This is a genomic window from Bradyrhizobium sp. LLZ17 (genome assembly GCF_041200145.1).
Lineage (GTDB): Bacteria > Pseudomonadota > Alphaproteobacteria > Rhizobiales > Xanthobacteraceae > Bradyrhizobium.
Genome location: NZ_CP165734.1, coordinates 439,292 through 450,987, shown reverse-complemented (window position 1 = coordinate 450,987; position 11,696 = coordinate 439,292). Strand labels below are relative to the sequence as shown.

Here is an 11,696-nt window from a genome sequence, read left to right as displayed (position 1 = left end):
TGATGCGACTTCACGTCATCAATCCCAATACCACGGCGTCGATGACGGCGAAGATCGCCGCTGCGGCGCGCGCGATCGCACTGCCCGACACCGTGATCGATGCGCGCCAGCCGACCATGGGACCGGTCTCGATCGAGGGCTTTTACGATGAAGCCTTCGCCGTGCCCGGCATGCTCGGCTGCATCCGCGAAGCCGATCGCGATGGCGCGGACGCCCACATCATCGCGTGCTTCGACGACACCGGCCTCGATGCCGCGCGCGCGGCGGCAAAAGCACCTGTGATCGGCATCGGGGAAGCCGGCTTCCACATCTCAAGCCTGATCGCGGCGCGCTTTGCCGTGGTAACGACGCTCGGTGTCTCGATCGTGCCGATCGAGCATAATTTGCGGAAATACGGCCTCGCCGAGCGCTGCGCGCGCGTCCGCGCCGCCGAGGTACCGGTGTTGGCACTCGAAGAGCGCAATGCCGAGGCGCTCGGAAAAATCTCCGCCGAGATCACCGCCGCGATCCGCGACGACCGCGCCGAGGCCATCGTGCTCGGCTGCGCCGGCATGGCCGATCTGGCGGCGGAGCTCGCCGGCAAGCATGGCTTGCCCGTGGTCGAGGGCGTGGCCGCCGCGGTGACGCTTGCCGAGGGGCTGGTCCGGCTCGGGCTGAAGACTTCGCGGCTCGGCCCGTACGCCGCGCCGCGTTCAAAAGCCTATTCCGGCCCGTTTTCGCCGTTTCAGCCCTGATTCAGTCGCTCGGGTTGAGGCCTTCGCTGGTTTTTTCGTTCGCAGCCTCTTTTTCGTCCTAATTGTTGCTGAAGGGTAACACTTTCGGGACGCCCCGGCCGCCTTGCTCTGTGTTCTTGGGCTGCCGGTCTTCGCCAATCACCAAGTTTCAATTTGGGTTTTGTCAGCGATGATCGATCTCGCCGAGGACACAACGTCCAATCCCCTGCTTCGCCTTGGCGCTCAGCCGATTGCGCTGACCGCCGCGGCGCTTCTGCTCCTGATCGCCGCCGTCACCTCGATCGCGATCTGGCGTGCCTATACCGGCGCCGCACCGGAGACCGACCGGGTGGTCGCCTCGCGGCAACTCCAAGCCCGCACGGCGCAGGCTTCCGAGCAACTCGTCGAAAAGACCAAGGGAATAGAGGCGACCCAGCAGGAATCGATCGACCAGCTCCAGGTCGTGCAGGACCAGCTACAGACAATGAAGCGGCTGCTCGCTTCGCAGCAGGCCGATACCAAGCGCCTCTCGGAGCAGGTCGCTACGTTGAACGAGTCCATCGACGGTTTGCGGCAATCCTTCGCCAGCGTCCGGACGACCGAGGCCGACACGCCGTCGGTTACCCGGAGGAAACCGGCGCGTCTCCGCGTCCATGCCAGCGCGCGCAAGCGCTCTCACGGCTGATCGGCGGGGCGCCCCGCCTTTTATTTTCGCCACTTGTGAACTGGATCACATTCGTCCGTATGATTCCGCGCGATGCTCGCCGGACCGGATGGCGTGAGCCGATTTCAATGTCCGGGGCTGGCAAGGTCGTTGACGGTATACTGCGTCAACGGCCTTGTTTTTTGTGGCCTGGCCGGATCTCGACGCACCTCGCAAGACCTTACTCACAGACCTGGGCGCGGCGGATTCGCCAGCCCCATTGCGTCATGACGCGCTTGCGCACGAGGTAACACTGCCCGTCATAGCCACCATCGCCATAGCCGGCGCCGTCATAATAGGGGTCACCGGAGTACGGATAGCCGTAACCATAGTACCCGCCATAATAGCCCGCGCCCGCGATGCCTGCGCCGATGGCGACGCCTGGCCAGAAGCCGCCGCCGTGCCAGCCGTGGCCCCAGCCTCCGCCGTGGAAACCGCCGCCGCCTCCCCAATGACCGCCCCCCGCCTGTGCAGCCTGAGGTGCCGAGAGGCCCACGGTCGCGATGGCCAGTGCAGCCATGATCGTCTTGCGCAACATCACTCAATCCCCCGCGTGGAAACGCTCCACACATCAAAGCAGCGCCAGCCTAATGTCATTGGGGCATTCATCACAGGCGTTTCGGAACAAATGCCGTCACATCGGCTTGAAACAGGCAGCCAGCCACAGCGCCTCCCGAAGCCAGAAAGGGAAAATCACGGTGACCAATCGCGATCCCTTTGCAGAGGGCGAAAGCGCCGCCCGCGACAATATTCCGGCCGAAGCCAACCCGTATCAGGACGGCAGCGACGAGCATGCGCTGTGGGCGGCCGGCCACGAAAAGATTGCGAGCGCGAGAGAAGCTCGCGAGTCCGAGGGAAGCTGACACGCCCCCCGCGATTGATGCCTCCATCTCACCCGATCCGCTTCAGACCCTTCTGGAAGCGCGGGCCGTTGGCGACATAGAACCGCGCGGCACTGCCCATCTTCTGCACCTGGACATCATCGAGCGTACGGATCACGCGTGCGGGCGAGCCGATGATCAGCGAGCGTTCGGCAAACTGCTTGCCTTCGGTGATGACGGAACCGGCGCCGACGATGCTGTTGCGGCCGATCTTGGCGCCGTTCATCACGATCGCGCCCATGCCGACCAGTGCGCCCTCCTCGATGGTGCAACCGTGCAGGATGACGTTGTGGCCGACGGTGCAGTTCTTCCCGATCACGAGCGGAAAGCCGAGATCGGTGTGGCAGGTCGAGCCGTCCTGGATGTTGGCGCCCTCGCCGATCTCGATCCATTCATTGTCGCCGCGCAGCACCGCGCCGAACCAGACGCTGGCACCCGGCTTCAGGCGCACGCGGCCGATCACGGTCGCGGTCTCCGCGATGAAATAGTTACCGTCGGCGGGAAGATCGGGCGCCTGCCCGTCGAGCTCGTAGATCGCCATGGAGGTCTCCTGTCGCGTTGACGAAGCCATAGCGAAACGGCGGCGCGGACGCAAAGGGCCGCCTCACCGGGCAGCTCTGCAATATCCGCGTCAGACCAGAACGCCGGCGGCGCGCAGCGTCATCAGGAAGAACGTGCCGCTCATCATGCTCCAGAAGCCGGCAATGACGGTCGCCATCATCACGAATTCGAAGCGGCGGCTCTCAACCCGCATCCCGCGCAAGGTGTTGCGCATGATGATGAAGGGCGCGGCGAACACCAGAAAAGGAACCGCCGCGAACGTTCTCGGAGCGACGCCCTGCTGCAACAGCCCGAAGCCGGCCGGCCGTTCCGCCACCGCCTGGTATCCGCTCACGAGGGCACCCGCGAGCGCAAAGCCGATGCAGATCGAGAAGAAAGTATTGAGAGCTTCAGGTGTCATGGGAACGGTCCGCCCTTACGCAACGCCGGAAGCTTGCTGTGACAAAAAGCGCCGGTTAACGCTACATTATCCTTAAGCGAAGGTTAACAGCGGCGCCCCCTCCGCGCAGAGCCCTCCCCCATTGCCGCCAGCCCTGAGCGCTCCGCGAAACTGCCGCCCCATGGCATAGTCGCCGCTGATTCGTCGGCCATCGGCCGACCAATGGGCTCATCGCGCGACGTCATGACGGTGTTTTCGGCAGCCTCCCCTCGGTCCTCCTGGACGCGGTCGCATCTCGTCCCGATCGCGCTCAGCGGCGCGTTCGCGGTTGGCGCAATCGCGCTGGTCGCCTATCTGCTGTGGCCGACCTGGAGCACAGGCGGCGCCGACGCCCCGGACAAGCTGCCGGTGAGCGTCGGCGGCACGCTGTTCAACCTGCCGACATCCGCGATCCGCATGAAGATCCAGCGGCACTCCGGGCCGCAGGAGCGCATCGACCTCGATTTCCTCTATCCCTCGCTGGAGCCGCCGGTCGTCGCGAAGCACGTTACGGCCGACAGCGTCGACGCCGCGATGCAGCCGATCGACCGCATCTTCCTGTCGATCGCGGCGCATCACGATGCGCTCTCGCCCGAACAACGCATGGCCACGATCTATCCGCGCTATCTCGACCAGGCCGCGACAATGCCGGAGGACGGGCTGACGATGCGGATGTTCCGAGCCGATACGCCCTATGGCAGCGAGGATCTGTATTCGGGGACGAGCCCAGCGCTCACGGCGCGCTGCACACGCGATGCTGCCACACCGGGCATGTGCCTGTCCGAGCGCCGCGTCGACGGCGCCGACCTCACCTTCCGCTTTCCGCGGAGCTGGCTCTCGCAATGGCGCGACGTGGCGGAAGCGATGGACCGGCTGACGGCGCAGTTGCGCGGGCCGAAGGGCTGATCCGCTGCCTCCCTGCTCGCTACGAGATCAGCTCGCCGAGACGGCCCGAGGCCTCCCGATAAGAAAACGCGAAAACAACCCCATGCACAGTAGCCAAGTATCGGCGGGACGGAGCATTTTCGTATTTTTCGAAGTAAGGCTTGCGCCGTCGGGCAAAACAGGGGCATAATGCCATCGAAGAAGATCTAGTCAGGCAAGCGCCAGTCGTAGACGGGAATATCCAGCCGATCGGCGATGTCCCTGCCAATCGCGAGCTTTGCAATGCCCGGTAACGCGAACGCCCTGACCACCTGGTTGCGGAACCATAGCCCGGATCGGGTCTTCGGCGCGAAGGCGGCTGCGAAGCGCTCGGCTCCCCGCTGCTTGCGAGTGATATAGGCGCGGAGGCGAGACTCGTAGGCGCGGAAAGCCTGCTGGTAATCTCCGTCCGCCTTCCGCAACTCACCGGCAAGAACATACGCTGAAATTATCGCCAGCGCCGAGCCCTGTCCGGCGAGCAGAGAAACGCAAAACGCAGCGTCGCCGATCAGGACCGTGCGGCCCCGCGACCATTTCGGCATCCGGATCTGACTGACGCGATCAAAATACAGTCCGTTCGCGCGATCCAGGGCAGCGAGGATGTGCGGGCATTCCCAGCCGCAGTTACCGTAGACGCGGTGGAGGACCGCCGTGTGTTTGTCCGCAGAGACCGCCGGATCTTCAGTGTCGGCTCCGAACACGAAGAGAAACAGGGTGCGATCGTCTCGCAGCGCAAAGCGCCCGATCATTCGCCCCGGCTGTCCGTACATGACATAGACGTTCTCATCGCGCGGCCGATAACCGATGGTCTGAAACGCCGCGACGGCGTAGCCGAGATTCTTCTCGAACGACTCCTGGGGCCCGAACATCAGTCGCCGCACCGCCGAATGCAATCCATCGGCCCCGACAACCAGGTCGTATCGACGCTGACCGCCACGCCGCAGCTGGACGCGGACGCCGTCGGATTGCTCGTCGATCCCGACGATCTCGTCGTCGAAGATGACTTCGGTCGACCCGCTGATCTTCTCCAGAAGCAGGCGCGACAGATCGCTTCGAGCGAGCGTCACGTATCTGCCAGCAGTGAGTTCGTCGAAGACCGTGGTGCCGAAGCCTGCGATCCGGCGGCCGTCGTCCCCGACGATGCGCATCTCCTGGGCGTGGTAGCCGGCGGCGGTAATGGCCGGGGTCAGGGCCATGCGCTCGGCGATATCGTAGCCCAGCCCCCAGAAGTCGATGACGTAGCCTCCGCTGCGTGGCGCAGGCGCACGTTCGACCAGCGTCGGTTCGTAACCAGCGGCTTTCAGCCAGAATGCAAGCGTGGGACCAGCAATCCCCGCTCCGGAGATCAGCACAGTTTTCATGAGCGGCATGTAGGGGGACCGACAGCCGATCGCACGGCCGCCGCGGACACCAGTTCGTGAGGGTCGAAGTTCCCTCTACGAAATGCCCCCGCTATTCCTGGTCGACCAGATCGTCCTCGAGGATCGCCATCTGGAACTGGAACGAGCGATCGTCGTCCTCGTCGTCGACGAACAGCACGCCGATGAATTCCTCGCCGATATAGACCTCGGCGGAGTCATCCTTCTTCGGCCGCGGCACGACGCGGAGCTTGGGATTGCCGAACACGCGCTTCAGATAGGCGTCGAGCTTTCTGACTTCTTTGACGTCCACGGCAAGTCTCCAATCGAAATCTGGGTTGGCGGGCTTTTAGGACGAGACGCGACGAACCGCCAGCAGCAATTGCCAAAGAATTAGGGGCATGAAAAGGCCGGAAACCGGCCCTGTTCGAACTCAAAGCCCCGTATCAAAGTCCCTTATCAAAGCCCCATGTCACAGTCCCATGGCGTTGATCATCTGATCCATGGTGCGCGACGGCTCGGCGCAGCCGGCCTCGCCGACGATCTTGGCGGGCACGCCAGCGACGGTGACATTGTGCGGTACCGGCTTCACCACGACCGAGCCGGCGGCGATACGCGCGCAATGGCCGATCTCGATGTTGCCGAGGATCTTCGCGCCCGCACCGATCAAGACGCCGTGGCGGATCTTTGGATGACGGTCCTCATTCTCCTTGCCGGTGCCGCCGAGCGTGACGCCATGCAGGATCGAAACGTCGTCCTCGATCACAGCCGTCTCGCCGCAGACGAAGCCGGTGGCATGGTCGAGGAAGATGCCGCGGCCGATGCGCGCGGCGGGATTGATGTCGGTCTGGAACACCGCAGACGCGCGGCTCTGGAGGTAGTAGGCGAAATCCTTGCGGCCCTTCAGCAACAGCCAGTGCGCGAGGCGATGGGTCTGGAGCGCGTGAAAGCCCTTGAAGTAGAGCAAGGGGTCGATGAAGCGCGAGGTCGCGGGATCGCGGTCGTAGACGGCAACGAGATCGGCGCGGAAGGCGTTGCCGAGGTCGGGATCGTCGCGCAACGCTTCGTCATAGGTCTGGCGCACCAGATCGCCCGACAGCGCGGAATGATCGAGCCGGTCGGCGAGACGGTGGATCACCGAATCTTCCAGGCGGCTGTGATGCAGCACCATCGAATAGATGAAGGTCGCAAGCTCCGGCTCGCGGTGAACGATGTCCTCCGCTTCGCCCCGGATCCGCTCCCAGATCGGATCGAGCGAAGCGAGCTTTCCTCCCGGATTGACCTGATGCACTGCCATGGAATCTGCTCTTTCGAATTGGCTGGCTTTGTAGGTTGTATAGCACAGTCTAGGCGACAAAGTCGCGACGGGCTTGCCTGAGAGTGAACAGCGCGTTGCCCTCAGAAAGAACGCCAAAGCGTTGAATCACCTCAGTTTCTTCTGACGCCCCGGGCGGCAAGGTCGGCTTGAAGTGGTCAGAGTTTAGCCAAATTCAAGCCGGGCGGCGTCAAACTATTGGTGAATTTCGTCTCAACCATTATTGCGGGCATGGTCGTGAGCGAGGACGGAGCAGATTTGACCATCATCAGCGATAGTTTACGCGCGCGCAGAGCGGGCTCGATCTGGCTGCGGCTCGCCGCGCTGGCCCTCCCCTGCTGATGATCGCGCCGGCGTTCTGGAACGGCTACCCCCTGCTTCAATGGGATACCGGCGGCTATCTGGCGCGCTGGTACGAGGGCTATCTCGTGCCGAGCCGCTCCACCGTGTTCGGCCTCTATCTGCATTATGGCGAGAGCTCCGGGTTCTGGATCAACCTCGCCATTCAGTCGCTGACGACGCTGTGGTTGGTGCAGCTCACCCTGCGCGTGCTCGGGCTGATGCAGACGTCCCGCTTCGTCGCGATCAGCGTCGTGCTGATCCTGTCGACGGCGCTGCCCTGGCTCGCGAGCATGCTGCTCACCGACATCTTTGCAGGGCTTTCGATCCTGTCGCTGTTTCTTCTGGTCGTCGGGGGCAACCGGCTCTCTGGACTCGAAAAGATCGCGCTGTTCGTCTTCACCGCCTTTGCCGCCGCGACCCACAGCGCCACGCTCGGCGTGCTGCTCGGGCTCTGCGCCGTCGGCTGGATGATGCGGCCGGTCCTCAGGGCTCGGCTGCCACTCGCCGGATTGACGCAGGCGAGCCTGACCATCGTTGTCGGCGGCCTGATGCTGGTCTCGGCGAACCATGCGCTGTCGGGCAAATGGGCCTGGACGCCCGGCGGCTATGGCGTCGCCTTCGGCCGCATGATGCAGGACGGCATCGTCGCGCGCTATCTCAACGACCACTGCCCGCGCGAGACCTTCAAGCTCTGTCCCTATCGCAACGAGCTGCCGGCGACCGCCGACGAGTTCCTGTGGGGCAAGAGCATGTTCAACTCGCTTGGCCGCTTCGATGGGCTCAACGACGAGATGGGCTACATCGTCGTGCACTCGCTCGCCGACTATCCTGCGTGGCAGGCCGGTGCAGCACTGCGGGCGATGGGCCAGCAATTGCTGCATGTCGCCACCGGCGAAGGCGCCAGTGTCTGGATCCCGCACACTTACGGCATCATCGAACGCTACATCCCTGCGCAAGTGGCGCCGATGCGCGCGGCGCGCCAACAAAACTGGGGCATCAATTTCGATTATGTCAACTGGCTGCACGTCCCCGTCGCGCTGGTCTCGATGCTGGCGCTGGTCGGGCTCCTCGGACACGCGCTCGCAAATCGCCGGCTGGACGATCTGACACTACTGGCGGCGACGATCACGCTGGCGCTGCTCGGCAACGCTTTCATCTGCGGCGTGATCTCGGGCCCGCACGACCGCTACGGCGCGCGGATGGTGTGGGTTGCGACTTTCGTGGTGCTGATGGCGCTGGCGCGCCGCTTTGGCGACGGCGTCAAAGCGCAATGAGATTAGGATGCAGCGTCATCGCGCTTGGCTTTTTGTTTAAGCATTATCTCACGCCGACGCGTTCCCCGCCCACTTGACTCACGCCCTTTGGGCGTCGGTTGCCACGCGACTTCGACTTCGTGCAAAATTCCATCAGGCAGCTCCTCTTGCCCGGGAAGTGGTCTGAATGTCCCAACGTAGAGCGATGAAAGAGGTGTGAGCGCCTTGATTTGCTCGTTCAACCATTCGGCTAGGGATTGTACCCATCAAGTCCATCGTTTCAGGTTCGAACGGGCAACGACCGGTTTGCGTTCCGAAACGGAGATCCGAGGGGCTCTTGGTCATGAGCGCTTAGTCACAGAAGCGGACATTAGCCCACCCGGAGGTCGAGCACCTGCTGTTCACGCCGAGCAGGTGATTTTAGGTCCTGCGCTAGAATGCCTGCAATCCACTTCACCAGCACAGGAATTGTCTTAGCCTCAAATTCGCAACGCACGGCCCCCACCTGTTCTACCGGGATCGAGCCGACACGAATGTAAAGGCGTTCATACGGTACATCGGGCCCGGGCGGCCAAAAATGCGCGTCAAACAGCGAGCCCGGCTGTCGATTGAGATAGACGTCAATTGAAATACCGGCGCGTTTTAAGGCCTCCTCTAGCGTTGATGGACGAAGCGGACAGCCTTGGCTCTTGGGGAGCTTTGCAGTCTCGGGTTTGATATCTCAGTGCCATCGAATTGCTTGATAAAGCGACGACCGCTTTCCAAATTCGTACCTGACAATGACTAACTGCCTCTGACAGCATCGCCTCAAAATGAGGTCTTTGGTTCGTTGTGGGTCAAAAGCACCGGTTTGACGGTCGGTTGCAAACTTTTGACCTATCCCCTGGAAGCCGGTATTCAGCACGATTTGAATTAAGCGTTTAAGCGACGCGAAAGAGCGCTTCGCCTAAAGGTTGTCATCGTGGCGCGGCGGATTGCATGCAAACAGCGCGACGGAGGATGAGACACTGTCATGAGATGGCCACTGGCGTATCCAAGGCGCGGTGATGTGATGGGTATTCTATTCATCGTCGTTCTGCTGTGCCTTATCGCTTTCGGCTTCTATTGGTTTCCAACTTCTAAGACGAATAACGGCTTCGGTCCGGATTGGGATTGCACCCCTGTCCCAAATGGCCAACCGATTTGCATCAAAAAGCTAGGTCAGTGAACGCGGGTCGCTGACGGAATTAGACACGGAGGTGTCCGATCTGGGTCATTCGCGTCGGTTTGGCGTACGGATGCAAACTTCCGGTCTCCCCCTGCGAGCCCACATAAAGCTGCACCGCCAACCGAAGCGATGGGCCACAACCGGAAATTGACATTCGTGGCTGCGCTCGACTAAGCAACCGCTCAGTCTATGGAGCGCCCGATGGCCGAACAATCCAGCAGCGCGGGTGAGTACAGGTTCTTTCTCGACCTGTTCATCGTGCATCCAACCTTGCTGCCGGACGAAATCACCAAAATCCTAGGAATGGAGCCCGACGTCACTCATTGTGTCGGCGCTCCCCGAACAACCCCGAAAGGCACGCCTCTATCCGGAACGTATGCTAACACGCGATGGCGGCGCAGCACGGAACACGTCGTCGAAGATCCAGGCTTTGCGTCTGAATTGTCACGTCTGATCGACGCACTTGGGCCTCACAAGGCGTTCTTTTCGGAGATCAAAGCCAACGGCGGAACTGCAAGCATCATTATTCAATTCATGGACGGCTTTCTCGCCGATGAATTGTCCAGCGTAATGCTTGCTCGACTTGTGGAGCTCGATCTATCACTCGGCATCGAGTGCTACGCGGGTCTTCCACAGTCGCGGACGGCTCCTCCTCGATGACTGCTTAGGGTCGTTCGCGTCGATTTGTTCGGGTCTTCCCGATGTCCGGTCTGGCCTCGACTGCTGACGTGCCGGACGCGATGGCGATCTTCGCCTTCGGGCCAAGAAGCGACGTTCACTGCTTTGTCATCGGCCGAAAGCCGCATCGAGAAACTTGAACGTGGGAAGCATCTGCGTGGCCATGAAGGCCGGATCCTCATGACCGGCACCCGACAAAATCGTGAGGGTGGATTTCGCCCCCTTCTTCAGCAGTTCGTCGTTGAGCCGGATCGCTTCGACTACGGGAACGCTGGTGTCGGCATCGCCATTGCCGATCAAGATTGGCGGGATGGTTTTTGCTGCAGAAATGTAGCGAGCAATACTCAAGTCGTCGACCTCAATCGCGCCATACCAGATGACGGCGGCTTGGACCGCGCCGGAGACGTCGGGGCTACCGAGAGCCGGATCGTCGAAAATCGTCGGATCGTCTCCGGTCGCCGCCAGCATCGCGGCGATGAAGCCTCCGGCCGAATTGCCCCAGACTGCGAACTTTCCAGGATCAAGACCGTACAGTGCCGCATTGGCGCGAAGAAAGCGCACGGCGGCCTTGCCGTCTTGAACTGCGGGACGGGCAAAATCGACAAAACGGTCACCAGGACGGCGAAGGAGGCGGTAATTGAGACTGACGACCGCATAACCTTCGCGGGTCAGCGCGGCCACATCTGGGACCTGGATTTGATAAGGCCCGTCTGGCCCTTTTGGTTTGGGTGCAGGGCCGAAATTGTGTCTGGGCATGGAGTGCTTGTCACCGACACGGAAACCGCCGCCGTGAATCCAAATCACTAATGGTGCCGGCCCGTTTTTCACCACAGGCAGATAGAGATCGAGCTTCTGTGACGGCGACTGGGTCGCATAGGGAAGATCGGAAAAAGTTGGTTCTATGGGCTGGGAATACTGATATCCGGCGGAATCGGGCGAGGTTTCCCCGCCAAAGGCCAGACTCACGGAAAAAACCGAGACCAAGATTGTCGCTACAAACAGGCCCAATCGGACATCCATGAATAATCCCCCCAGTCCAGCGACGAAAGCCGATCTTCCGCGATCTTGTACGATCGTATTCTAATTGAGCTCAATAGCCCGCTGGGTTCAACATTGAAGCGCTCCAGTTCCGCGTCAGCAATGGGTCATCCGCGTCGATTTCCTCGCGTCTTCCCGATGTCCGGTCTGGTTTCGACTGCCGACGTGCCGGACGCAGTGGCGATCTTCGCCTTCGGGCCAATAGACCACATCGCAACGGCGCGAGCGGCCCGCGCTCGGTGAGCGATCATGTCGATGGCGCCTCATCCTCAAATGGGCTTTCGCCTCCAAATTGGCCGTATCGC

The 11,696-nt window shown here is 61.8% G+C and carries 12 protein-coding genes and 1 pseudogene; 6 read left to right on the top strand and 7 right to left on the bottom strand.

Annotated elements, in window-relative coordinates:
- The first annotated feature begins 2 nt into the window (after positions 1-2).
- Both AB8Z38_RS02160 and AB8Z38_RS02155 read left to right on the top strand, forming a co-directional pair.
- Positions 3-734, top strand: coding sequence for an aspartate/glutamate racemase family protein (locus AB8Z38_RS02160; RefSeq protein WP_369726723.1), 732 nt, complete (start codon positions 3-5; stop codon positions 732-734).
- Between the two features lie 169 nt (positions 735-903).
- Positions 904-1,398, top strand: a complete 495-nt coding sequence (locus tag AB8Z38_RS02155) for a hypothetical protein (RefSeq protein WP_369722888.1) — start codon at positions 904-906, stop codon at positions 1,396-1,398.
- Positions 1,399-1,597: 199 nt separating this feature from the next.
- Here the strand turns inward: AB8Z38_RS02155 and AB8Z38_RS02150 are convergent, their stop codons facing one another.
- Positions 1,598-1,954: a hypothetical protein gene (locus AB8Z38_RS02150; RefSeq protein ID WP_369722887.1), complete on the bottom strand. Its 357-nt coding sequence runs from the start codon at positions 1,952-1,954 to the stop codon at positions 1,598-1,600.
- On the opposite strand from AB8Z38_RS02150, the gene AB8Z38_RS02145 reads away from it, so the two are divergent.
- Positions 1,935-2,279, top strand: a complete 345-nt coding sequence (locus AB8Z38_RS02145; protein WP_369726811.1) for a hypothetical protein — start codon at positions 1,935-1,937, stop codon at positions 2,277-2,279. The genes AB8Z38_RS02150 and AB8Z38_RS02145 overlap by 20 nt on opposite strands.
- A 28-nt stretch (positions 2,280-2,307) precedes the next feature.
- Here AB8Z38_RS02145 and AB8Z38_RS02140 read toward each other — a convergent pair whose 3' ends face one another.
- A complete protein-coding gene (locus AB8Z38_RS02140) occupies positions 2,308-2,838 on the bottom strand; it encodes a gamma carbonic anhydrase family protein (protein WP_369722886.1) in 531 nt (176 codons plus the stop codon).
- 90 nt (positions 2,839-2,928) lie between these two features.
- On the bottom strand, positions 2,929-3,258 hold the full coding sequence (locus AB8Z38_RS02135; RefSeq protein WP_369722885.1) for a hypothetical protein: 330 nt from the start codon (positions 3,256-3,258) through the stop codon (positions 2,929-2,931).
- A 222-nt stretch (positions 3,259-3,480) separates the two neighbouring features.
- Between AB8Z38_RS02135 and AB8Z38_RS02130 the strand changes: the two genes are divergently transcribed.
- The gene (locus tag AB8Z38_RS02130) at positions 3,481-4,182 is read left to right on the top strand and encodes a hypothetical protein (RefSeq protein WP_369722884.1); all 702 of its coding nucleotides are present in this window, start codon (positions 3,481-3,483) and stop codon (positions 4,180-4,182) included.
- 185 nt (positions 4,183-4,367) lie between these two features.
- Here AB8Z38_RS02130 and AB8Z38_RS02125 read toward each other — a convergent pair whose 3' ends face one another.
- The 3 genes from AB8Z38_RS02125 to cysE all read right to left on the bottom strand — a co-directional run bounded on the left by AB8Z38_RS02125 (position 4,368) and on the right by cysE (position 6,855).
- A complete protein-coding gene (locus AB8Z38_RS02125) occupies positions 4,368-5,561 on the bottom strand; it encodes an FAD-binding domain (protein ID WP_369722883.1) in 1,194 nt (397 codons plus the stop codon).
- Positions 5,562-5,652: 91 nt separating this feature from the next.
- The gene (locus AB8Z38_RS02120) at positions 5,653-5,871 is read right to left on the bottom strand and encodes a DUF3126 family protein (RefSeq protein WP_369722882.1); all 219 of its coding nucleotides are present in this window, start codon (positions 5,869-5,871) and stop codon (positions 5,653-5,655) included.
- Between the two features lie 159 nt (positions 5,872-6,030).
- The gene (gene cysE / locus AB8Z38_RS02115; protein ID WP_369722881.1) at positions 6,031-6,855 is read right to left on the bottom strand and encodes a serine O-acetyltransferase; all 825 of its coding nucleotides are present in this window, start codon (positions 6,853-6,855) and stop codon (positions 6,031-6,033) included.
- A 249-nt stretch (positions 6,856-7,104) separates the two neighbouring features.
- On the opposite strand from cysE, the pseudogene AB8Z38_RS02110 reads away from it, so the two are divergent.
- Positions 7,105-8,489: pseudogene (locus tag AB8Z38_RS02110) on the top strand (hypothetical protein).
- 1,387 nt (positions 8,490-9,876) lie between these two features.
- Positions 9,877-10,335, top strand: coding sequence for a DUF4279 domain-containing protein (locus tag AB8Z38_RS02105; RefSeq protein WP_369722879.1), 459 nt, complete (start codon positions 9,877-9,879; stop codon positions 10,333-10,335).
- A 126-nt stretch (positions 10,336-10,461) separates the two neighbouring features.
- On the opposite strand, the gene AB8Z38_RS02100 is transcribed toward AB8Z38_RS02105, so the two are convergent.
- Positions 10,462-11,373 carry a prolyl oligopeptidase family serine peptidase gene (locus tag AB8Z38_RS02100; protein ID WP_369722877.1) on the bottom strand — a complete coding sequence of 304 codons (912 nt, stop codon included), beginning with the start codon at positions 11,371-11,373 and terminating at the stop codon, positions 10,462-10,464.
- Between the last annotated feature and the right edge of the window lie 323 nt (positions 11,374-11,696).

Bases quoted from the DNA above. Each gene is read 5' to 3' on its own strand.
- AB8Z38_RS02160 (WP_369726723.1), top strand. From the start codon at position 3: ATGCGACTTCACGTCATCAATCCCAATACCACGGCGTCGATGACGGCG.
- AB8Z38_RS02155 (WP_369722888.1), top strand. From the start codon at position 904: ATGATCGATCTCGCCGAGGACACAACGTCCAATCCCCTGCTTCGCCTT.
- AB8Z38_RS02145 (WP_369726811.1), top strand. From the start codon at position 1,935: ATGATCGTCTTGCGCAACATCACTCAATCCCCCGCGTGGAAACGCTCC.
- AB8Z38_RS02150 (WP_369722887.1), bottom strand. From the start codon at position 1,954: ATGTTGCGCAAGACGATCATGGCTGCACTGGCCATCGCGACCGTGGGC.
- AB8Z38_RS02140 (WP_369722886.1), bottom strand. From the start codon at position 2,838: ATGGCGATCTACGAGCTCGACGGGCAGGCGCCCGATCTTCCCGCCGAC.
- AB8Z38_RS02135 (WP_369722885.1), bottom strand. From the start codon at position 3,258: ATGACACCTGAAGCTCTCAATACTTTCTTCTCGATCTGCATCGGCTTT.
- AB8Z38_RS02130 (WP_369722884.1), top strand. From the start codon at position 3,481: ATGACGGTGTTTTCGGCAGCCTCCCCTCGGTCCTCCTGGACGCGGTCG.
- AB8Z38_RS02125 (WP_369722883.1), bottom strand. From the start codon at position 5,561: ATGAAAACTGTGCTGATCTCCGGAGCGGGGATTGCTGGTCCCACGCTT.
- cysE (WP_369722881.1), bottom strand. From the start codon at position 6,855: ATGGCAGTGCATCAGGTCAATCCGGGAGGAAAGCTCGCTTCGCTCGAT.
- AB8Z38_RS02105 (WP_369722879.1), top strand. From the start codon at position 9,877: ATGGCCGAACAATCCAGCAGCGCGGGTGAGTACAGGTTCTTTCTCGAC.
- AB8Z38_RS02100 (WP_369722877.1), bottom strand. From the start codon at position 11,373: ATGGATGTCCGATTGGGCCTGTTTGTAGCGACAATCTTGGTCTCGGTT.